Consider the following 22248-nt stretch of genomic DNA (forward strand, 5'->3'; position numbering starts at 1 on the left):
TTTACATATCTGGGTTGATAATTTAGCTTTAGGATGGGAGTCTGTCCTCGATCGCAATATAAGGAGCACCGTGAGTCCCCGTATATATTTGAGTCGGGCGGTAAATGCGGTTTGCCTCTAGCTGTTCCTTCCAGTGGGCCAACCAGCCGGCAACACGGGCGATCGCAAAAACTGGTGTAAATAAGTCCAGCGGAATTCCCATTTTGCGGTAAACCAAACCCGAATAGAAATCTACATTTGCATAAATTCCCTTGTGAGCTAGTTTTTCCTCAACCACTTCTTCTAACTTGATAGCAATGTCGTAATAATCGTCGTGGCCGAAGTTCTCAAACAACTGTTCCGCTAACCTCTGAAGAATAGTTGCTCTGGGATCTTTCACCTTGTAAACTCGGTGACCGAAACCCATAATTTTGTCCTTATTTGCAACGCACTTCTCGACAAAAGGCCGCACATTTTCTACCGAACCAATTTGCTCCAACATATCAATCACTTCTTCATTAGCTCCCCCGTGCAGCGGCCCCGCCAAAGTGCCAACTGCTGAAGCAATCACTCCGTAAGGGTCTGTCAGCGTCGAAGCTGTTACCATTGCCGAAAATGTAGAGGCATTAATTGTATGTTCAGCGTGGAGAGTCAGACAAGTGTCAAAAATTCTAGCTAACAGCGGATCGGGTTCTTGCTCGTTGAGCATATAAAGAAAGTTAGCTGAGTAGTCCAAGTCATCCCTCGGCCGCACCGGGTCATTTCCCCGTCGCATTTGCTGGAACGCTGCTACCATCGTGGGAATCTTAGCTAGCAGCCGCACTACAGCTTCTCGAATGTATGCTGGGTTAGCCAGAGCTCTGCGAGAGTAGAACAAGCCCAGGGCGGCCGCTGAAGCTTGCAGGGCGTCCATTGGATGTCCTCTTTCAGGAAAGCATTTCATCATGTCCCGGATGCGATATTTGATCCGGCGGTGATAGCGAATTTCATGCTCGAAAGCTTCGAGTTCTTCCTTTGTCGGAAGTACCCCCCAGATTAATAAATATGAAGTTTCGAGAAAGGAACTTTTCAGTGCCAGTTCCTCGATGCTAATCCCGCGATATTCCAGCAACCCTTTTTGTCCATCGACGTAGCTAATGCTGGACAAGGTGGCGGGAACACCTTCTAAACCTGGTTTGAATTCGCCGACGACCATTGCGATACCGTTTTGTGTGAGTTCAATCTACATAAAAGTACATTACCAGAAACCAAGATAGTGTCGCAGTCTTAACAAATAATCATTTAATTGGGGTTCACAAACCGGGTTTTTCAACAGATAGTCCGATCGCACCGCTGCGTATTGTCGCCCCTTTTTCCCGGTTTCCCCGTCCCAGAATGCCGTTTTAAGAGGGCTGGCGCGTCCTGTTAATGTCGGGGCGGTTCGCTGTTTCTAGTGCAGCAAAAACTTGGGCGCAGTTAGCCAAAACATTTGGCTGCGGCCCACAGGGGAGCCGGTCTCCGGGAGGATTAAGCCGATGATACCTGCTTTTTTGAGAATCAGGGCATCTTGCGATCGAGCCCAAAGCAAAGTTTCTGCCCAGTGGCCTAAGTCTGGTTGGTGGCCCACCAGGGCCAAGCTGCCGCTACCTATTTCCTGCCACTGTTTGTACCACTCCAGCCAGTTCCCGATGTCTCCTGAAGGTGCGAGGGCGGCGGATTCTTCTATTTGGGAACTCAAACCGACTGTTTGCAGGATTTGCGCCGTTTGCTGCGCCCGCAGTAGGGGACTCGTGAGAATCAAGTCAAACTGAATTTCGAGCTCGTACAGCCGTTGGGCAATTTTCCGGGTTTTACGATCGCCCTCTTTAGTCAGCGGGCGTTCAGAGTCTGTATCATATTCTTCGGGTGCGGCGGCGATACCGTGCCGGATCAGATAAATAACCATATATCAATACTTCCAGGCATTTTATTATCCCGTTTTTCTAGGAGCGGTCTAGGATATACCTACCTTTTGCCTATTCTACAACTGGATTAAGCTCTGGCGCCGTCATCTGGTTGGCGCTTGTGTAACGATCGCGCCCTTGTCGTTTCGCATCATATAATGCTCGATCGGCGAGGGCAACGAGTTCATCCGGTGATGTTTCCGCAGTGGGAATCACAGTTGCAATTCCCATGCTAACAGTCACGATCGCGCTCACATTAGATTGCTCGTGAGGGATTCCCAAATCTCGGATTGCCTGTCGGATCGACTCAGCAACCGCGATCGCGCCATCCGCATCCGTATTCGGTAGGATAGCAGCGAATTCTTCGCCCCCGTAACGTGCCAACAGATCCGATGAACGTTTAACCGCAAGTGCCGCCGATGAAGCCACTTTTACTAAACAAATATCCCCAGCTTGATGTCCGTAGCAATCGTTATATCGCTTGAAATAATCTACATCCAACATAATCAACGAAAGCTGTTGTTTCCCCTGCATCAGTCGGTGCCATTCCGACTCCAATCGCTCATCAAAACAGCGGCGGTTTGCTACTTGTGTTAACCCATCTGTCGTAGCAATTAATCTTTCTTGTTCCGCCCGGTGTCTGAGCATCTCCTCGGCCCGCTTGCGTTCTGTAATATCAGCAAAAGTCGTTACTACTGCATAGGGTTGAGACTGATTCATTTGGAACAGCGGTTGCGAATTAATCGAAATCCAAGTCAGCGTTTTATCCGATTTGTGAATGCCCATCACCACATTTGATACGGGTTTTCCCGTCCGTAGGGTAATCATTGCCGGATGCTGTTGGCAGGGGAAGGGAGAGCCATCTTCCTGAACGGTTCGCCAGTCTAAATCTATGGATGTACGCCCCATCAGTTGTTCGGGGCTCAGTCCGAGAATCCTTCCGGCACTAGCATTACAGGTAGTAATTTTTCCGTCTGCTAGCTGAAGTACGACGCCTTCAGTCATGCTTATAATCACAGAACGATACCGTTCCTCGCTTTCCTGTAATTGACTCAGGAGAATGTTTTTAGCATCAAACTCTGAAGCCAGATGCAGACTACCCGCCAAAAACCCCGCCATCAGTTGTAAGGTATGAATATCTGACTCTGTAAAGGCACAGGGTGTACCGGAAACAACTTTTAAGACGCCAACCCGATCGTCCTGATAGAACAAGGGAACAACCACCAGTGACCGGATACCAATGCGCTGACAGGCAGACTGATCCACCCGTGTATCGGTTTGTGAATCATCGCAAAGCATGATTTGGCCGGTGGCAATACATTTTCCCGATAAACTTGTCCCTACTTTGATCCGTAATCCAACATAGGCGCTGGCGATACCGCTGGCTGCCCGATACACCAACTCATCCCCTTCCAGCATTTCAATCACGGCCCCATCGGCACCGAGCGATTTTTGAGTTCGCTCGGTAATCACCGCCATGACTGCATCGAGATTGGGATTGCGGATGGCGATTTCCTGTTGGGTGGCAATCACCACAGCCAGACGCTGGAACTCTTGTTGTAATGCTGCTTCTGCTTGCTTGCGAGCGGTGATATCCTTCATAAAGCAGTGATGCCCGATCGATCGCTCCTGCGAGTCGTAGGCTGCCAACATCACCACCTGCTTGTAAAAGATCGAGCCATCTTTCCGGATACCCCGGGCCTCAACCTCCACTCGGCCCTCGGCTAGCATTTTTTGATAAGCGACCCTCATCCTGTCGCAGTCTTCGGGATGAACTGTTTTCTGCCAACTCATACCAACCATTTCTTCAGGCTGATAACCTGCTAGATTCGCGTAGGCTTGATTAACGGTGATGTACCGTCCGAAAATATCCAGCCGCGAGATGCCCTCAACGGCATTAGCAAGAGCTATACTCATTTCTCTGAGTTCTGTTTCCGCCTGGACAAGATCCGTAATGTCTTGGGATGTACCAAACAACCGAACGACTTTTCCCTCTGCATTGAGTTGGGCCTGTCCTCTGGCTTCGGTATGGCGGATAGAACCATTCGGGCGCACGATTCTGAGGCGCAATAGATAAGGCTCTCCGTGAGTGAGCGCTCGTTGAACTACCCGGTGTAGCTGTCTGGCACTTTCGGGATGGTAAAGCCGCAGGTTTTCTTCATAGGTAGGTTCGCCTAGGGCGCTGGATCGTCCCAAAATCTCGAAGAGTTCGGGAGACCAGGTAATTTTACCGGCAATCACGTCAAATTCCCAGCTACCGATGTGGGCAACCCGCTGGGCTTCTGACAACCGGGTTTCACTCTTTTGCAGGGCTGTTTCTACCTGCTGGCGGTCGGTAATGTCTTTTTCGTTCACGAGCAACATCGGGTTGCCTGTTACCGGGTCGTCGGTACACCGCACGTCCATCCCATGCCAGCGAATTCCCGCCAGAGTAATCACTTGAGCCTCCGTGCTAAATACCTCACCGGACTTAAGAACTGCCATTGCTCGCTCTCCTACCTGAGAGTCAACAAAGCGACTCACAAAAGCATTGTCTGTCGCAGAGTGAGGGTGCAGCGCATCCCCATAACAGCGCAAAGCTGCGGGGTTTTGCAGCAGCGGCAGACCTTCGATGGTATATAGCGAAACCATGAGCGTGGTGTGTCGGAGTGCCTCGATCGATCGCAAGGTTTCCTGCTCAATCTGATCGGTAGTTTCAACCATCCCCTCTACCAGCATTGCCAAACGCCCGCTATCAATCCTGATGCCAGAGCAGCGACAGCCGACAGAAACAGGCTGACCGTCGGGGTAAAACGTCCATTGCTCGGACAAGGTTTTGCCTTGCTCAAACTGCTGTAAATAGCTCTGCAAGCGAATCCGAGTAGACTCTGACATATCGCTAAAGTTGCGACTTATGAGCTGCTGCTGCGTCGAAGCATTCCAAAGGCGTAAAGATGTCTGGTTTGCCCATCGCATTTGCAACTTTTCAATATCAAATACCCAGATCGGGTTTTGCAACAAGTCAAAGGCACTGAGGTGAAAAATATCTCCGCTAGGGGAATAGGCAAAGTCTGGTTGCAGGCAATTTTGATGATTGACTCTTGGCGCGCTTTCTGTATTAATCGCAGTTTGATTCGGTTCTGTTTCGAGTTCCGGCGGTTGATTTGGCGCCCGCACCGGGCGGTGAGATTCCAGATGCCGCATCCTCAACCCAAGCTGCACTGCAACGTATTGCACGATCTGAACGTCGAGAGGCTCCCACTGACGCGGACTTCGGCATTGATGAGCAATCAACAGTCCCCAAAGCTTCGGAGATTGCTGCTGTTTGCCATCTAGCAAGATTGGCACCACTAAATTGGCCTGAACCTGGATGCGATCGAGCAATTCGACATCACAAGCTTGAAGATGACCGCTGTGAATATCAGAAATGCTGCTCGTTTGTCCCTGGCTGTAACGCTCTACCCAGGTAGCTTCCAAGCAAGGATCGTAAATCTGTTTTCCTAGGATTCGTGGCCACTGGGCATCAACCGATTCAGCCAATACTACGCCATTTCTATGCGGTAGGAAGCGATAAATTATCACGCGATCGGCTTGCAGCAGCACCCTGGTTTCTTCTACCGCACATTGCAAAATTGTCTCCTCCTCCGCGAACTCGTTGATTTGAAGTGCAATTGCTGAAATTTTTTCTATAATTTTATCTAACGACCAAGAGGAATTCTGTTTTGTAAACATCTCCGTGTTCCTTTTTTTTCAATCTATTTTTTACAATTATAACCCCCGAAAAATAAATAATATAGAATTTTTTTTTAAGTCTTACCAACAGATTGTTTGCTTGAGGTAAAAAATGCAAAAGTTTTGCAAAGTTTTATTTGAAACTCACTAATCTCCTGCAAAAATATAAATTTTAGGCTTTTATGTGATTTAGCCAAGCCTTTATGTTTTTCCCTGTCTATTTGGCTGATTGTACGGCATTTTTTTATCAAAATCAGCCCAAACATCCTGGGTCGCCTCGAACAAAGTGTGATTTATTTAGCGATTTTATAGAAAAAATTCCAAAAAATAACCCTGTAAAATTATTAAAATTTTAAATTTCTGTTGTGGAGGTTAGTAAACTCTATGAAATTAAATTTGCCACCAAATCTTTTTTTTACCAAAATACTTCGTTGCCTTTTTTGACAAAAGTTACAAAAACGGTTTCTTGAGCGTGTAATTTTGGGAAATTGGTATAAAATTTATTACTCTTAGTCTTGGACGGAGCAAGGGGTTTTTTTAACCCCCTTACTTCGTTCAAACCCTCAATAAGAGTGAAAAACCCGGTTGATGAGAGTTGGAGTGCGGCCAGGACTGATTGTCAAATTGAAATTTTGCCCAAAAGCCGAAAAAAACGGGGCCAAAGCTCGTACTAAGCGGAGGTCTAACCCAGCGGCATTCCCAGGCTGTTGCTGGAATCAATACCGCACCTAGAAACCCCAGAGTTAATGATCGTAAACAGGATTGTCTTTAGGACTAATTAAATGCAGCAACTTTTGCTTAATCTGATCGTCGAATACTTCCCATTTCAGCCTTGCATAATCGCTGTTCTCATTGCCGCCAGAAAGAAATCCCACCGGAATTTCAAAACCTCCAGCTTGACTTCTGCCGCCACCAAAAAAGCGTCCTTGAGCATCTTGACCGAAGGCTTCTTTAATGAATTCGTCGGGGTCGAGAGTGAGTTTATTAGTTCGCAGCGAGCCAATTACTACTTCAATTTCTTCGTCTTTGTCGTGAACAATTGCGTAAACAACGGCTGTATGTACGTTCTCCTCTGTTACTAAAAAGTCCGCCGCTTGGGGAATAGAATCCCGATCGTCATAGCGGAGGTAGCCGATGCCGGCGATCGAAAAATTGTTCTGGACGGTGCGGTGTTTGAGCGATCGCTCGATCGCGTCCATCACCCACTTAGAACGAGACGACTGTAACACCGCATTCAGCAACTGCGGGTCGTAAAATCGGCTCAAATAAGCCGCAGCTAAAAAGTCTTCCTCCTGAGCTTGTCTGAGGGCGATCGTATCCGATCGCAAACCGTGCATCAAAGCTGTAGCGCACTTGATGTGCAGACTGACGCTGGCGTCGAGAGTTAGGAGTCCAGACTGTAAATACTCGGCAAAAATCGTGGCTGTAGCGCGGATTTGAGGGCGCAAATCGGTAAATTCTGCGTTCATTTCCCCCTGCAAATTGTGATGATCGATGACGGCGGCGATCGAAACTCCAGCGGCTAAAATATACTCGGTTAAGTTACAAGTCGTCCCTTGATTGTCAATAAAAGCGCAGCCCTGAAACACCGACAAATCCTTAGTTTTTACTGTTTCCAGCGTCCACCGCTGCAACGGCAACCCTGTCAATTTAACTAAGGCAATATTTTCTTGGTGGCTGAGGGCGCCGGCGTAGATAATCTCGCATTGGATATCGTATTGTTCGGCGATTAATTTGTAAGTCCAAGCGCTTGAAAGTGCGTCGGGGTCTGGAAAATCTTGCAGCAATATTAATTGGCGATTGCCTTTGTGCCGATCGAACATTTGGCGCAATTGCTCGACTTTGCGATCGTGCAATTCCTCGCGGAGACGGCCGCGATTCTCTTCGGAAGCAACTTCGGCTTTGCTGCGCCGTTTCGCAGGCGCACTCACTGCGGGTACAACCTCGCTGCTGGAATCAAACTCAACTTTGGGGTTGCCAGATGTTTCATCGGAATTGGTAAGGGCGTGGTCTTTCATCATTAAAAATTAACAATTTAACTATTCAGCATTGGCACGACATTCGCTCTTAAACCCGGTTTCTTTGTAGATGCCTCGTTAACAAAGCCAATACTTATTACGAGAAACCGGATTTAAGAGGGTAAATTCTCTTTAACTTTTTACCTCATGCACGGCGTGTGCGTTGCAACGAAGCAATCTCAGGACTCTGAACTTCCGCAAAAAACCCCCGCGCTTGCGCTGACAGGGGTTTTAAAGGCCTATTACATATTTTTGCCATTCTTTGTGCATACCGCTCTTAACGTGTTTAGTCACTTCAAAATAAAGACCACTGTGAGGTTTCCTAGGCGGATAGCGCAGCGGCATTCCCGCTTCTTTTGGCGTGCGGCTGCCTTTATTGACATTGCAGCGCACGCAGGCGGTGACGAGGTTTTCCCAACTGTCCCCTCCTCCGCGCGATCGGGGAATTACATGATCGAGGGTTAAATCGTCCCCCGTATAACTACAGTATTGACAAGAGTGTGCGTCCCGGTGCAAGATGTTCCGGCGGGTTAGCGGAATATCCTTATAGGGAACTCGGACGTAATGCCTGAGTCGGATCACAGTTGGTAGCGGGAAGTTTGGCGCAATAAATTTCCCGTTGTGTTCTACCTGTTCTGCTTTTCCTTTCAGCAACAAAACTACCGCCCTTCGCCAATTGGTGATGTTAAGGGGTTCGTAGGAGGCGTTCAGCACCAGAACATTGCCCATTGTTGATTATTAAAGAGAATATTTTTACCGATGGTAACACAGGTTCCCATTTAGGTGGGACGGGATCGGGAAGAGCGAGGCGATCGCAAAAAACGCTGAAAAACCGATCCTTTACCCTATACCTTCGCGCCTGCGCCCCCTATGGCAGCATCTATTTTCTGCCTTTGGTGTTTGTCAGCGAGCTTTTTTCCCGGAATTTTGGCCCAGATGAGGCCAGTGTGTGCGAAGGCAAAAATTTGCAAAATAAATTTTATTTTTTTCTCTAAATGCCTAATCTTCCCGGCAACAAACAGTTTAACTTTTTAGACTATTAGTAACCTTAAATGAAAAAGCTTATTACTGCTCATGAAATTTCGGCTCTTAAAGTCAGCTTTTAGCGCGTCAATTATTGCCCTTGCTGCTCAGATTTTAGCCAACAGTCCAGCCTTTGCCCAAGCGCCTTCATTCTTCTGCGGCGCTGCTGGCGGCCGGCCAGCTACAATTGCTGTCCAACAAGGCAAAAATATTCCCGTTATTTTGTGGCTAGCTGATAACTATTTCAATGAATCAGGAGAAGATGCGATTACTCGGTGCACCAGAGTCTCAGGAATTCTCAACAACTCGCAACCGCAAGGAAGCTGGGAGAATGTTGTCACAGCAGGTGCATCTAGCAACGGTCAACTAATTATTTGTGCAGCTAATCCTCAAGACGGTTCCTGTAGATTATTATATCAAGTACCCAAAGGTCAAAATCCCGAACAAGCCCGACAAGAACTCTTAAAAAGAGTTACAAATCCTAATGTAAGTGTTTCGCCTGTTAAAGTAAATTGATAGTCATTAGTAGGGACATGGCATTGCCCCTAGGTGTCAACTTAAGGTACAACCAATAGTCCGGCAGGGGTTGAAACCCCTGCCTCAAAGCTAAAGTCCTCTAAAAGAGGACTAATGAGTTGAGATTCTTCTCTTCAGTCCTCTTTGAGAGGACTTTCGCTATTAGACAGGGGTTTCAACCCCTGGCGGACTTGATGGATGACTAACGAACTTGGCGGGCTGACAGCTTAAGTTGACACGCTTTGGGCACGGTGCGGTGTCCCTACTTGCAGATAGTTGAAACTCTTGTAAAATACTTCGGTTGAGTGGTGAAAAAATTGCAGCTTTGCTTCAGCAATTCTTCTAACCCTTCAACCTGCCTCAACCAGACAGTGCCGTTGCTTCCAGCTACAGCAATTTGCTTTCCCTCTCCACTCCAACTGACACTAACAACATTCTCCTCGAACTCAAATTGAGCAACCTGCCGCCCCGCTAAATTCCACAGCCGTACAGTCTTGTCAATTCCCACTGTAGCAAGCCGTTCTCCGTCGGGACTAAAACTAATTGATTTCGCATCAAAATGCAAGGTTTGAAATTCCTTAACTAATTCTTTTTCTGACAGATTCCACAGCCCAACTTTGCCATTCAATGTTACTGTAGCAAAGCGATACTGGTGTTGATCCGGAGTGAAACTCAGCCCAATTGCCTGAACAGGGAGTGTTTTTTTCAGCTTGCCCGACAAATTCCAAATTCGCACTGTAGATTTGCCATCTAAAGTCGTTATGAAATCGCCCTTTGGGCTAAAATTTACGCTTCTCACTAAGCCGTTGTGACCTGGGAGTTTCAGGCTAGGCGATACTAATTGTGGCAGTTTAGACAAATCCCAAATTGCAGCATAGCTGTCTATCCCTGCCCCCGCTAATAACTTTCCTTCTGGACTAAAACTGATGCTGGTAACAGAGCCTTTAATTCCTGTCAAAGTAGAAATATTTTTACCTGATAAATTCCATATTTTAACTGTGCTGTCCCTTCCGGCTGTCGCTAAAAAATTACCATTCGGGCTAAAGTTTACCATATTAACTGACTGCTGCAAAGCTTTCCATTCAGCAATTTTTTGCCCGGAAAAGTTCCAAATCCGAACTCGATCGTCTATTCCTGCGGTTGCTAAAATCTGCCTGTTTGGGCTAAAACTGACGCTGGTAACTGCACCTTTATGAGCTGGCCAATTTATCTTTATTGGCGGAATTGATGAGGCTTTGGTCTCCTGTTTTTCGCTAATCTTATCAAGGATTATTTGTAAAGCTAACAGCGGTCTAGTTGCCGGATATTGTTCTAGCTTGTGTTTGTTTTGTACCAAAGTTTTTAATTTTTTACCGGAGGAGATCGCCCTCAATAAAGCTTCTGATAAAGCTTCGCTGTTTTCTGTCTTTTGAGATACGGCCAACAGTAAAGCATCGCTGCCATTTTGTTCGATTTCAATACTTGCTTGTGCCAGTTTAAACCGCTGGTAAGCGAGAGTTGAAAAGCCGATCGCCGCCAGTAACGATGCTGCCAGTACCGCAGAACCGATGCCGATCCACTGTTTGGCTTTTTGTTTGGCAGAGTCAGCTTCAATCAACGCTTTTTCGGCATCACATACAGCTTTTTTGGTTTCGAGTGTAGCTAAATGCAGCAGTTGATTTTGGTCACTCAAAATAACTTTCTGGCTGGCCGTCAAAAACTGAAAATCTTCGTTTCTCAAACTTTTTCCGGCCGCCCAAACTAATGCTGACTGCAAATCATCCCCTCGCAACAGTTGGGAATCATCTTCACAGCTAGAATTTAGCCATACTTTGATTGCTTCCGAGTAAGGCGATAGTTTTTCTAATTTTTCTTCAATTAGTCCTTTGTTAAATACAGCTTGATAAATAGGATTAGAAATTGTTAGTTTTTCCCCGCGCTTAACGATTAATCCGCTTAATCGCAACTCCATTTGTTCGGCACTACCATCGGGCACAGTTTCAGTTTGTTCTAAAATTTGCTGATATAATCCTAGTCTCCTGACAATCCGCTGGTTTTCTTTGAAAAGCCGATCGCGAATTGTGGACAAATGTTCTGGGACATCCTGAGACTCCCAATTCCCCACTATTTTCAAGCGCACTACCTTCTCAACCCATTCTTGAGGATTTTGGATGGTATCTTTCCCCCCGAATGTAGGGGCGGTGCCCCCGTGCCCGCCCTGGGGTAAATTCGGGATAAATTCGGCATTTTCCAACAATAGTTTGCACAGCTTCTGAGTCAGGAACGGCTGCCCCCCCGTCCAATACAAAACCTCTCTCAAAACTTCCTGAGAGCTGTCTATAAGCTCTGCCAACCCCGCTGCTAGCGGTTGAGCTTCTGTTTCGTCAAAACCAGTTAATTCGATCGCCTTGCCAATATTAAAAGGGGTATTGCTGGTGGCATTTTGCTCGCGGCACAAATCCGTCGGCGATGCTACGCCTAAGAGGGCCCAAGTTAGGCGATCGAACTCTGAATTGTTGGCGCGCTTGTTGTAGCACGATCGAATTAAGGCTAAAAAATCGTCGGCGGGAAAATCTAGGGCGAGAATGCTGTCGATTTCGTCAATAAAAATGACAATATTGCTGGAAATGTTGGGTAAGAGTACAGTTTCGATGAATTCGCTCAATCTTTGAACTGGGGTTAAAAAATTGCGATCGCGCCACCAAGTCCGCACGTTGACAATATCCGATAGGTTAAAGTTATTTTCCAGAATGCGTAGCAAACCAGCATACCACTGTTCGGGAGTGACGCCACGGTTGCCAATTTCCGAAATGTCGATCGCAGCACAAGCAATTCCTTCATTTCTCAGCCGCTGAATTGTCCGCACCTGCAAGCTAGATTTGCCCATTTGCCGGGAATTCAAAACATAGCAAAATTCCCCGGCTTTCAATCCGTTATATAAATCGTCGTCTGCTTGCCGCTTCACGTAATTGGGAGCGTTATTTGTCAAACTCCCACCGACTTGATAGTAACTGGGCTTTGTGGTAAAATTCATAGGATAAAATGGTAAATTCCCAAAAATATATTGGGGTCATTCGGCGGTTGAAACCGCTACTACACAAACAAAGTCCGCCTTCGCGGACTGAAGAAATGAGGCGTATTAAAGGAAACTTTTGTATGATACATTGTACCACAATAAAACATGAAAAGTGATTGGATTGGATATCACCGCGAAAAAGATAAGTTAAGAGGTGAAATTTGGTCTTTGCTGAAGCAGCAAGCCGCATCTATTGGCGATCCGTTTGGTCATATTCCCAACTTTGTCGGTGCACAGGTGGCGGCCGAAAAATTAGAAAATTTACCAATTTGGCAACAAGCAAAAACGATTAAGTGCAATCCAGATTCGCCACAAATTCCGGTGCGGATGCGGGCTTTGCAAGATGGAAAACGCCTGTATATGGCAGTACCGCGCTTGACAGACGATCGCTGTTTTGTTGAGTTGACTGCTGAGGATTTGCAGAGACAAAATATATCAATTGCCGAAAGTGCGCTCGCCCGCAAAGCACTTGCTTGCGGAAAATTGGTAAGTTTTGCAGAAATGGAGCCGATTGATTTAGTAATAGTCGGCTGCGTAGCCGCAGGCCCCAACGGTGGAAGAACCGGTAAAGGTGCAGGATTTGCCGATTTGGAATTGGCTATGTTGCAAGAATTCGGGTTAGTACAAATCGATACGCCAATTGTGACAACAGTGCATCCTTTGCAAATAGTCGCAGATTCGCGTTTGCCAATGCAAGCTCACGATTGGGCGCTGAATTGGATTGTTACTGCCCAGGAGGTAATTGAGACTCATACAATTTATCCGCGCCCGAAAGGGTTAAACTGGGATAATATACGGCCGGAACAGTTAGAGCAAATTCCGATTTTGCGAAAGTTGAGAGCAAGACTAGATAACGAGTTTCTGTGCTAAAGTTGTCTACAGTTTACTATTGTAGAATATGAAAGTTATTTTGGGCGACATCACAAAACTCGAAGTTGATGCGATCGTGAATGCTGCAAATAGCAGCTTACTTGGTGGTGGTGGAGTAGATGGAGCAATACACAGAGCAGCAGGCTCGGAACTTTTTGAAGAATGCCGATTACTTGGAGGATGTAAGACTGGAGATGCTAAACTAACTAAGGGATATAAATTGCCTGCACGCTTCGTCATCCACACAGTAGGCCCAGTATGGCGGAAGGGTAATGATGGAGAACCGGAACTCTTAGCCGAGTGTTACCGTAAGTGTATGCAGATTGCCACAGAGCGAGAGTTTGAGAGTTTGGCATTTCCTTGCATTAGCACCGGCATTTACAGCTATCCTAAAGCTCTAGCAGGTGAGATTGCAGTGAAGGTATGCTGGGAATATATACAAAATAATGGTGGTTCTCCAAAAGTAATTTTTTGCTGTTTCGATCAAGAGAATTATGAAATCTATGAGAGGATTCTATCTAAATACAACCGTAAAAAATCTCTCTAAAACTTCATCTAACGCACCCGACAAGTTTAGAATTTACTCATTTTATCTTAAGGCAAAAGAGAATTTACAGCGATCGCCCCAATTTCTATCCCTTCAATAATAATCGGTATAACAGCCGATCGCCCAAAATCCAACCTTTGACTGTAATCTGGCTGCTCAACTTCAACAAGAGGTTGAGAGTACACCTCAACCAGTCCTTCAACAAGATTCACAATCCAATAAATCGCAATTCCAGCGCGGGCATAAATCCGTTTTTTGACAGTGCGATCGCGCTGAAGTGTCGTATCAGATACTTCAATAATCAGGGCAATATCTTCAGCACCCGGATGGCGATCGAGATACTGTCGCGTATCCCCTCGAACAACCACTATATCAGGTTCGGGTTCGCTGTTGGATAGCGTTATCGGTTCTTGGGAATCAACATACCACCCCGCAGGTAAAATATTCTCTAAAGCTGTTCTGGCAAGACGAGTTGTTGCTCGATGCGGTGGATTTTTTGGTATTTTGAAAACCAGCCAACCTTCCAGCAATTCTACAGAGTCATCATCCGTGAGAATGCCAGCTTGAATTATCGCATGATACTGCTCGATGCTCAAGCGCCAAATCAGATCGTTCGGAATTGCTGCAACAGTTTCGACGGGCGGCATAACTGTCTGGGCTAGTTGATTATTGTTTTATTTTACTGTTTCTTTAACGAACCGCGAAGGCGCGAAGCAAGACAGAAGAAGACTGTAAGTTGATGATATATCTACTTTGTGGTGAACACGCGCCATGCAATGAAAGCAGTAAAACCTAGATAACCAAACACGGCTATCCAATCTAGCCAATTATCGGATGTTATCAAAAAAATATCGTTCATGGGCTGTTTTAATCTAAAAAGAGGTAGATTGTGATTTGTCGTTTTGTGGGGGCGGGTTTATGAGATTGTTCATTTTAGGCAATTATTGTCGGTGAACCCGCCCCTACCATATCTGGAATTATAGGATAGCAGAGCGATCGGACTTAGACGATCGCGCTCAAGTGCGATCGAAAATATTGTCGGTACAGTTCGCACCTCGGCACGCACTCGTTCCCCTGCAATCTCACCAACCCCAAACTATCTAATTTAAACGCCTGCATCGCCTTTAATTGCACCGAAGAATCCGCCGCCACAATCTCTCTCATCCCCTGTGCCAACTCTGGATATTCTTCCAAATTCCACAACTGCCGGCGCAAATGGTCGCTGTAAATTCCAGCATCTGCGATCGCAGTTTCTTTTAATTCATCTAGTGTCAAATCCGATCGCGAAATGTGATATAATGCAACTCGCACTAAATACGGATGTCCGCCGACAATTGTCGTCAATTTTTCAACTTCTGCATCCGACCAATTCAAATTATGGCGCGCTGCTAAATCTTGTATTTGCTGAGAGTTGAATTCGGGCAAATCTACGGGAAGTCCGACGTTAAAAGGCGATTGATTGATGTTCATCGGGATGTAAACTTCGGTGGAGTGAACTACAATTAATCGCAGTTTTTTCCAGATGTCGCGTCGCTTCGATTCTTCGTGCCACGCCCGCAGCAGTCCTAAAAAGTCTTCGGCAATGTCGGGATATTGGAAAACGCGATCGATCTCGTCTAATCCTAAAATTAAAGGACTGTCGATTTGCGGTAAAATGTATTTTTCAAAGTAATCTTTGCAGTTGACTTTGCTGCCAAAAATCTCGTCCCAATAATCGTCTAATTGATTGGGTAAGTGCAACTCGCGGCCGACGTAAGCGCAAAACCACTTTAAGAATTTATCTAAGTTGGCGAATACGGCTTTATCTACTAACTGAAAAGTTAGCGGCACGGTGCAATAGCCTTGACGGGCTCCGTGATGCAAAATTCTTGCCATCAAGGAAGTTTTACCCATTTGTCTCGGTGCTTTAATTCTAATTAAGGCACTGGGCTGCACAATAGTTTGATAGCAGCGTTCTTCGATGGGCGGGCGTTCTACATAAAATTGAGAAGCGACATCGACTTGTCCTCCCGGTAATTCAGGTTCGGCGGCGGGTAGAGGTATTTCGTCGTTGCTAATTTCTAATAGCTGTTTTTGTGTTATATCTTCCGTTTGTTCAGTGACGGGTGCGGGTTTTTCTGCTAGCAAATTCAGAACTTCTTCGATAATAATTGGAGTGTCGGCGGTGGTTTTCCATTCCCTCTGTTTGATGCGGTACAGATAGCCCCGCAAGTCGTGATTTAGAGGCGCGTTCAGGGGAAAGCCGACGCGGATGGGGAGAATTATGGGTTTTCTGTCAGGCCGGGAGTCTTGCAGTTCTTTTGCTTGCTGAACTTGATATGTTAGCAGTTCGCTTTGGTTTCCCGTTGGTGGCAACAGTAGCAGCAAATAATCGCATTCTTGGAGGAAGAAATTAATGCGATCGAACCAATTATCTCCTAATCTAATGTTATTTTCTGCTGTGAAAACTGTATGACCGATCGCGCTTAAGGCCGTTTCTAACTGTTTTCCTAACTCGCGATCCGGTTCGGCGCTGCGATAACTCACAAATACTTTAACAATTCTGCTGCTGGTGGCTGTTTCCCCCGCTGCTGGCGAATTGTCCAGCTCGTCTAAATTTTCCGATTCCTCCAGTTTAGCCGATCGATGGTCGCTAGCAGCCAGAGTCATTTCAAAAGCCGCGAACAACTGTCGAATTTTACTCAAATCCGCACCTTCTCTACCCTGCTTAATTTTGCTGACTGTATCGGCACCGACGCCAGACTCAGCCTCGATTTCCGTCAGAGTACCTCTAATGTTATGTCGGTCAGACCATTCTTGGAGCGCCTCGTTAAGTTTCTTTAAGCCAGAGGCAGTGAGAATGCGACCACGATCGCGTTTTGACTTGAGCACTTCGCTTGCACTGAAAGGGGAACGAATCTAGAAATTTTAACGCCTTAAGTCCCTATTTTAGGCGATTTTAAGGAAGATAGTCAGCCAGCCGGAATTTAAGGGATTTTACTTGAAGAGGTTTTTGGGGCGATCGACTCCTCAAACTCTGTCCTGATAACGGCTTCAACAGTTGAATATATTTGAGGAGAAAAAGTTTTTCTTAACTCCCCAATCTCCGCCGCTAATGACGATTTAACTTTTTAGAGTAGATACACCAAGCAAAAAAGGAGAACCCAAATGAACAAAATCTTACACAGACTGGCAATGGCCGCTTTGGGAACTGCCGCCATTTTCACCATTAATACACTTAATAATTTAACAGAAGCATCAGCCGCTGGTAAATTTGACGAACCAGAAATTTATCAAAACACAGTTTTTCCACTTGGCGTACCGGGTCAGTTCCATAAATAGGCAAATTCATTGATTGATTTAATTTAATTAAGGAGAAATTATGAAGTCTACACTCTGTTCGCCGCAACCTATAGCTACAAAATCTGACTCGGTTGATACTGAGGCGATCGATGCCTGCACTGCACTTGCGTGGGTGGAATTGGTAGCATTAGATGCCAGCGATCTCACCGGGGATGATTGGCTGGCTTTGTGCGATGATATAGATAGCGGGGAAATCTACCGCTGCTGGTTTTTGTGGCGCGACCGCGAAGTTAGCGGTAATTGGGAAGCTTACGATCCTTTGAGCGATCGCCGATTTGTTGCTAAAGGAAAAGTTTTTCTCAAAGCCGCGATCGACTCCCTTGAAGATGCTAGAAATCGAGAAGTCGCTTAAGTTGAATTCATGTCAGGTGCATAAAATTTGTGCATACAAAACAAGAATTCTGCCAAGAGAATTCGCCACTGTACAAACTTTCGTCCGCCGACGCGAGACTGGAAGAAAAAGGGGTAATAGAACCGGATTTGATAGGAGTCCCGGAAACGGAATACTCTCAGAGCAAATAAAAAAAATACGGCTGCGGGCAAGAGTTGACTGTATGATGCTAGGTGCTTCGTCTCGAAAGCGGTCGAGAACACTGTGACCGCCGCTTTCTCGTTGCAGCCGTTAAATTCTTTCTCTTCAAACATGACTCCTAAACTGCGATGGCTGTTGCCTGCCGCCCTTAGTCTTTTCTCGATCGTCCTTCCCGCAAAAGCTGATACACTAACATCTTGGCACTTCGATGCCCGCGAAAACCAACTCAATTTAACAACAGATTCAGGAGTTCAGCCGGAAGTCAAACTAATCCCCAATCCCACCCGCTTAGTAATTGACTTACCGGGAATAGTCTTGGAATATCCCGAAACTCCTCAAAGTTACAACTCAGCTATTCAACAAATTAGAGTCGGGCAATTTGACACCGGAACTACCAGGTTAGTGATACAATTAACTCCCGGTTATAAGTTAGATCCGCAAAAAGTCCGAGTCATTAGAGAATCTTCCACTCGCTGGTCATTTCAGTTGCCGAATCCAGAGCAAATAGCGGGTAACGAGTTTTTTCAACCAACAGCTATTACCCAGATCGAACAAAAACCCAGTCAAGTTCCCCTAACTGTTTCTTCAGCAACTCCCAGAAATTATGCCGCTGACTTGGGGATTTCAACAGGTTCCGAAATGAGCGCAATCAAGCCTCAAATCGAAAGTGCGATCGAACAGTATAGATCCCTCAGCGCCGGAATGTTTTTTCTGGATTTAGATACAGGAAACTATTTGGATATCAAGGGCGATCGAGTATTTCCGGCCGCCAGTACCATCAAGTTACCAATTCTAATTGCTTTTTATCAAGATGTAGACGCAGGCAAAGTTAGCCTAGACGAAACATTAGTTATGAAGTCCGACTTAGTAGCCAGCGGTTCTGGAACTATGCAAGACAGACCAAATGGCACTCGGTTTAGCATCAGAGAAACCGTAGATAAAATGATTACCATCAGCGACAATACAGCCACCAACATGATTATTGAACGTTTGGGGGGAATTGCTAAACTCAACGAGCGTTTTCGCAGTTGGGGATTAACTGATACCAGAATTCGCAATTGGTTGGGAGATTTTCAAGGAACAAATACCACAAGTTCTGTGGATATGGTAAAGTTGCTGGCGATGCTGTCTCGCGATAAATTAGTTTCTGAATCGAGCCGAGAACAGGCTTTAGAATTATTGCGGCGTACAACAACTAGAACGCTGCTTCCTTCGGGTTTAGGGGCGGGAGCCGTGATTGCTGACAAAACCGGAGATATCGGCTTTGTAGTTGGCGATGCTGGAATTATTGATATGCCCAACGGTAAGCGTTATTTAGCGGCAATCTTTGTCAAACGTCCTTACAATGACCCGATTGTGAGAGATTTTGTCCGTCGAATTTCGCGGATTGTTTACAATTATTTAGACCAACCTGCGGCGAGAGTACCGGATAATTTGCGTTGATCTGAGATGTTGCACCATTGTCAATCAGCCTTTTGAACGGGCTCTGGGCCCGTTCCACAAGAAAATCTACTCTTTGTGGAACAGGCATCTTGCCTATTCTTGAGAATAATGCAATATCTCAGGTTGATCAGACAATTCGGCGATTGAAATCGCTACTAAGCTGTTGTGCATTTAAATAGAATGTCAAAAAACACTCTAATTCTTGTGGGGTGGGCGTCTCGCCCGCCCTGAATATGCAATTTAAATGCGTGACAGCTTAAGCTTGCAAAAGGTAAACTCGCCTGGATGGTAAACATTCCTGAATTTTTGGCAGCAGTTACCGAAATTAAGGCTTTTGCTGCAAGTCTACCGCCAAAGCTTCCAGAAAAAATTCCAGTATTACTAAGCAAATGCTACACAGATGAGAGGTTAATAGACCTCTTCAAAATTAGACAAGCTTATCTTGAAATAGCCCCGTCTCTATCTGAAGAATTGCAGTCTCTCATTTTTCTAGCCATTTGTGCCATTCTACGACCATCAAGTCATGTAGGTACAGCACAGTGGCAATATATTCTCCCTAACAAACGCAAAGCTAAGACTTGTGAACCATTCGAGATCCTAGAAAAGCAGGTTGCTATGATGCAAGAAGATATGTATCAAATGCAATTTATTTCTAGAGAAAGTAGAGCCACTTTCATTCAAGAAGATGCGAGAAAATTAAAAAGTATTCCCGCTAGATCTATAGATTTAATAATAACTTCTCCCCCCTATGCAAATAACTACGATTATGCAGATGCTACACGTCTGGAAATGACATTCTGGGGCGAGGTAAATTCTTGGGGAGATTTACATGATACTGTTCGTAAATATCTAATTCGTTCAAGTTCACAGCACGTTTCAAAGGATCGAGTATGCTTAGATACTCTGATAGGTGAATCTATAATTTATCCGATTCGAGACGAGCTGATACCGATTTGTCAAGAACTAAAGGAGATTCGAGTAACTAAGAGTGGCAATAAGGCATATCACACAATGATTGCTGCTTATTTTATCGACATGGGATTTGTATTTCAGGCCCTGCGGCGAGTTGCAGGCTCTAATTGCAAAATTTGCTTTGTAATCGGAGATTCTGCTCCCTACGGAGTGTATGTTCCGGTCGAGCAGTGGCTTGGTCAACTGGCTGTTGGGGCAGGGTTTAATTCCTGGCATTTTGAGCAGATTAGGGAGCGTAACGTCAAGTGGAAAAACCGAAAACACAATATTCCGCTCCATGAAGGAAGACTTTGGATAGACAGTTAATTTATGGCGCAATCTCCATCACATAAGTTTGGGCAGGCTCTAGGCAAACTTTTTGAAGATATTGTACTCGACGATATTCTCAAACCTCGGCTACAACAGTTTGCACAAACCAAAAACTACTACCTCGATTGGCAGCGTTCTCGTCCAGCTAGAAGCGGTAAAAAAGTTACTTGGGAAGACAAATACGGGAACAAACATGATTTAGATTTTGTAATTGAGATCGACGGTACAGATGACCAGCTCGGTAGACCTGTTGCATTTATCGAGTCTGCATGGCGTAGATATACGAAACACTCAAAAAACAAAGCTCAAGAAATCCAAGGCGCTATACTACCTATCATTGAGCTTCATCATTTGTCAGCGCCATTTTATGGTGCGGTGTTAGTTGGAGATTTCACGAAAGCAGCTTTAGATCAACTGAGAAATAATGGATTTGCAATTATCTATATTCCTTAGAGAGATGTGGTAGCAGCATTTAAGGAAATTGATTTTGATGTTGCATTTGACGAAACAACTGCGGACGAAAGCTATACCGCAGCTTCAAAGAGGTTGGCGGGTCTCAAGATTTCAGAAAAAAATAAGCTGCGGCTGGCTTTGATGCGTGTTTCAAAACAAGAAGTCGATAGGTTTATGGATACGCTCAGAAACTGCCTCGATCGTTTCATTTCCCAAATAATTATCATGCCACTTTTCGGTACAAAATACGAGTTTGAGAATATTGATGATGCACTAACAGAGCTAAACACAGTTGATATCGATCGCCCAAGCGGTGAGTTTGAGAGGTTTGAAGTTATTATTAATTACAGCAACAGCGACACAATTCGAGCAACTTTTCAGAACAAGATTTTGGTGGCAGACTTCTTGAGGAAGCTGAAAAGCTGAACTCAGTATCCTGACGGGCGTTGGAGCGGACGGAACATACTGGGTCGATCGAACAAATTTTTCAAGCTCATCAACCGCACCTTCCCTGGAGTGGCGACTTTCCAGAGGAAGCTAAGCAGTTTTTCTCGTTGGCGTTTCTGTGGGATCGTCCCAAGGAAAGGAAAATTTTGGCAATTCCGGTTTTTGCAGGGTTCAAAGACTATGTGGCGGCTTATTTGGATTTGGTCGATCGCGCCGAACCTGTGAGATCGGGCGCAAAGTTAGATAGTATCTTAACAAGCTCAACTGTGCTATCTGCGGTATCTTGCCGAAAAAACCCCTGGTCAGGAAATGTTCACGCGGTGCTACGGGGAGGAATGGATCGAAGAATACATTCACGGCTTTTTGTTCAATTGGGAACGCAAGCTGGCACAATTGGTAAGTAACAAGAATTAATTTTAATACAAGCTTCAGCCACTATACTAATAAGTGTAGGTTGGCATGAGGAAAATGCCAATGGTCAAAAAAAATCGCAATGTAGTTAGTTCCAATTCAGACAGCAAAGTCAAAATCGGACTTTCGCTGACTTCTTCTAGTGCCGATCGATTGAACACGATCGCTCGCAAGCTCGGAATATCAAGGTCGGAACTCCTAGAACGCTTGGCACAAGGCGCTCTGGATATTTCTAAGGACAAGACGGAAGTTACTGTCACTTGGAAAAAAGGTGAAGAAACTGAGGTAGAAGCCGCTGACTTGGAAGGGGAAACAGCCGAAGAAAGCGAAATTAATGACGCTAGAACGGCAGAAACTCAATTGGACTCGGTGAACGTACAGCCAAATCCGCTGCAAGAAAGTTACGAAACTTTACAGAAGCAGTTGGCTGAACGCGAAAGTTCGATCGCATCTTTACAGCAGCAACTCGCTACCGAAAAGCAAAATCTCGAAAGCCAATTAGCCGAAACTGTAGCGAAGTCAAGTTACGAAAGTTTACAGCAGCAGTTGAGTGAACGCGAAAGTTCGATCGCTTCTTTACAGCAGCAACTCGCTACCGAAAAGCAAAATCTCGAAAGCCACTTAGCCGAAACTGTAGCGAAGTCAAGTTACGAAAGTTTACAGCAGCAGTTGAGTGAACGCGAAAGTTCGATCGCTTC

The 22248-nt window shown here is 45.6% G+C and carries 19 protein-coding genes and 1 pseudogene; 12 read left to right on the top strand and 8 right to left on the bottom strand.

The features are described from left to right. Nucleotides 1-28 precede the first annotated feature (28 nt). The 5 genes from QUB35_RS10810 to QUB35_RS10830 form a co-directional block, all read right to left on the bottom strand. Nucleotides 29-1174, bottom strand: a complete 1146-nt coding sequence (locus tag QUB35_RS10810) for a citrate synthase (protein ID WP_333141929.1) — start codon at nt 1172-1174, stop codon at nt 29-31. 234 nt (nt 1175-1408) lie between these two features. Beyond that, entirely contained in the window at nt 1409-1903 is a 495-nt protein-coding gene (gene sixA / locus QUB35_RS10815; protein ID WP_333141930.1) for a phosphohistidine phosphatase SixA, read from the bottom strand. 70 nt (nt 1904-1973) lie between these two features. Next, entirely contained in the window at nt 1974-5612 is a 3639-nt protein-coding gene (locus QUB35_RS10820; RefSeq protein ID WP_333141931.1) for a diguanylate cyclase domain-containing protein, read from the bottom strand. A 743-nt stretch (nt 5613-6355) separates the two neighbouring features. Next, complete coding sequence (locus tag QUB35_RS10825) at nt 6356-7633, bottom strand: bifunctional oligoribonuclease/PAP phosphatase NrnA (protein ID WP_333141932.1); 1278 nt, start codon at nt 7631-7633, stop codon at nt 6356-6358. A gap of 228 nt (nt 7634-7861) precedes the next feature. Then, nucleotides 7862-8359 (bottom strand): HNH endonuclease, encoded by a 498-nt coding sequence (locus QUB35_RS10830; protein ID WP_190659271.1) that lies wholly within the window; start codon nt 8357-8359, stop codon nt 7862-7864. A gap of 345 nt (nt 8360-8704) precedes the next feature. Between QUB35_RS10830 and QUB35_RS10835 the strand changes: the two genes are divergently transcribed. Then, entirely contained in the window at nt 8705-9169 is a 465-nt protein-coding gene (locus QUB35_RS10835; RefSeq protein ID WP_333141933.1) for a COP23 domain-containing protein, read from the top strand. A 262-nt stretch (nt 9170-9431) separates the two neighbouring features. On the opposite strand, the gene QUB35_RS10840 is transcribed toward QUB35_RS10835, so the two are convergent. Continuing rightward, entirely contained in the window at nt 9432-12182 is a 2751-nt protein-coding gene (locus tag QUB35_RS10840) for an AAA-like domain-containing protein (RefSeq protein ID WP_333141934.1), read from the bottom strand. 147 nt (nt 12183-12329) lie between these two features. On the opposite strand from QUB35_RS10840, the gene QUB35_RS10845 reads away from it, so the two are divergent. Both QUB35_RS10845 and QUB35_RS10850 read left to right on the top strand, forming a co-directional pair. Then, on the top strand, nt 12330-13094 hold the full coding sequence (locus QUB35_RS10845; RefSeq protein WP_333141935.1) for a 5-formyltetrahydrofolate cyclo-ligase: 765 nt from the start codon (nt 12330-12332) through the stop codon (nt 13092-13094). A gap of 28 nt (nt 13095-13122) precedes the next feature. Then, nucleotides 13123-13641 carry an O-acetyl-ADP-ribose deacetylase gene (locus QUB35_RS10850; protein ID WP_333141936.1) on the top strand — a complete coding sequence of 173 codons (519 nt, stop codon included), beginning with the start codon at nt 13123-13125 and terminating at the stop codon, nt 13639-13641. Nucleotides 13642-13688: 47 nt separating this feature from the next. On the opposite strand, the gene QUB35_RS10855 is transcribed toward QUB35_RS10850, so the two are convergent. Continuing rightward, nucleotides 13689-14288, bottom strand: coding sequence for a Uma2 family endonuclease (locus QUB35_RS10855; RefSeq protein ID WP_333141937.1), 600 nt, complete (start codon nt 14286-14288; stop codon nt 13689-13691). A gap of 355 nt (nt 14289-14643) precedes the next feature. After that, nucleotides 14644-16512, bottom strand: coding sequence for an AAA-like domain-containing protein (locus QUB35_RS10860; RefSeq protein WP_333141938.1), 1869 nt, complete (start codon nt 16510-16512; stop codon nt 14644-14646). A 276-nt stretch (nt 16513-16788) separates the two neighbouring features. Here QUB35_RS10860 and QUB35_RS10865 point away from each other — a divergent pair, with 276 nt between their 5' ends. From QUB35_RS10865 to QUB35_RS10900, 9 genes and pseudogenes are all read left to right on the top strand, one after another. Further along, on the top strand, nt 16789-16962 hold the full coding sequence (locus tag QUB35_RS10865; RefSeq protein ID WP_333141939.1) for a hypothetical protein: 174 nt from the start codon (nt 16789-16791) through the stop codon (nt 16960-16962). 40 nt (nt 16963-17002) lie between these two features. Next, nucleotides 17003-17335 carry a hypothetical protein gene (locus QUB35_RS10870; RefSeq protein ID WP_333141940.1) on the top strand — a complete coding sequence of 111 codons (333 nt, stop codon included), beginning with the start codon at nt 17003-17005 and terminating at the stop codon, nt 17333-17335. Nucleotides 17336-17626: 291 nt separating this feature from the next. Beyond that, on the top strand, nt 17627-18958 hold the full coding sequence (locus QUB35_RS10875; RefSeq protein ID WP_333141941.1) for a serine hydrolase: 1332 nt from the start codon (nt 17627-17629) through the stop codon (nt 18956-18958). A 285-nt stretch (nt 18959-19243) separates the two neighbouring features. Further along, entirely contained in the window at nt 19244-20236 is a 993-nt protein-coding gene (locus QUB35_RS10880) for a DNA modification methylase (RefSeq protein ID WP_333141942.1), read from the top strand. A 3-nt stretch (nt 20237-20239) separates the two neighbouring features. Beyond that, nucleotides 20240-20692 carry a hypothetical protein gene (locus tag QUB35_RS10885; RefSeq protein WP_333141943.1) on the top strand — a complete coding sequence of 151 codons (453 nt, stop codon included), beginning with the start codon at nt 20240-20242 and terminating at the stop codon, nt 20690-20692. A gap of 6 nt (nt 20693-20698) precedes the next feature. Beyond that, complete coding sequence (locus QUB35_RS10890) at nt 20699-21118, top strand: hypothetical protein (protein WP_333141944.1); 420 nt, start codon at nt 20699-20701, stop codon at nt 21116-21118. 20 nt (nt 21119-21138) lie between these two features. Beyond that, nucleotides 21139-21378, top strand: a pseudogene (locus QUB35_RS39110) (phycoerythrobilin:ferredoxin oxidoreductase); the annotation flags it as partial. Between the two features lie 70 nt (nt 21379-21448). Beyond that, entirely contained in the window at nt 21449-21553 is a 105-nt protein-coding gene (locus QUB35_RS39115; RefSeq protein ID WP_445252024.1) for a hypothetical protein, read from the top strand. A gap of 60 nt (nt 21554-21613) precedes the next feature. Then, nucleotides 21614-22248: ribbon-helix-helix protein, CopG family (locus QUB35_RS10900; protein ID WP_333141954.1), on the top strand; the 635-nt coding region annotated here is incomplete at its 3' end.

The sequence above is a fragment of the Microcoleus sp. B13-B6 genome, assembly GCF_036705405.1.
Lineage (GTDB): Bacteria > Cyanobacteriota > Cyanobacteriia > Cyanobacteriales > Microcoleaceae > Microcoleus.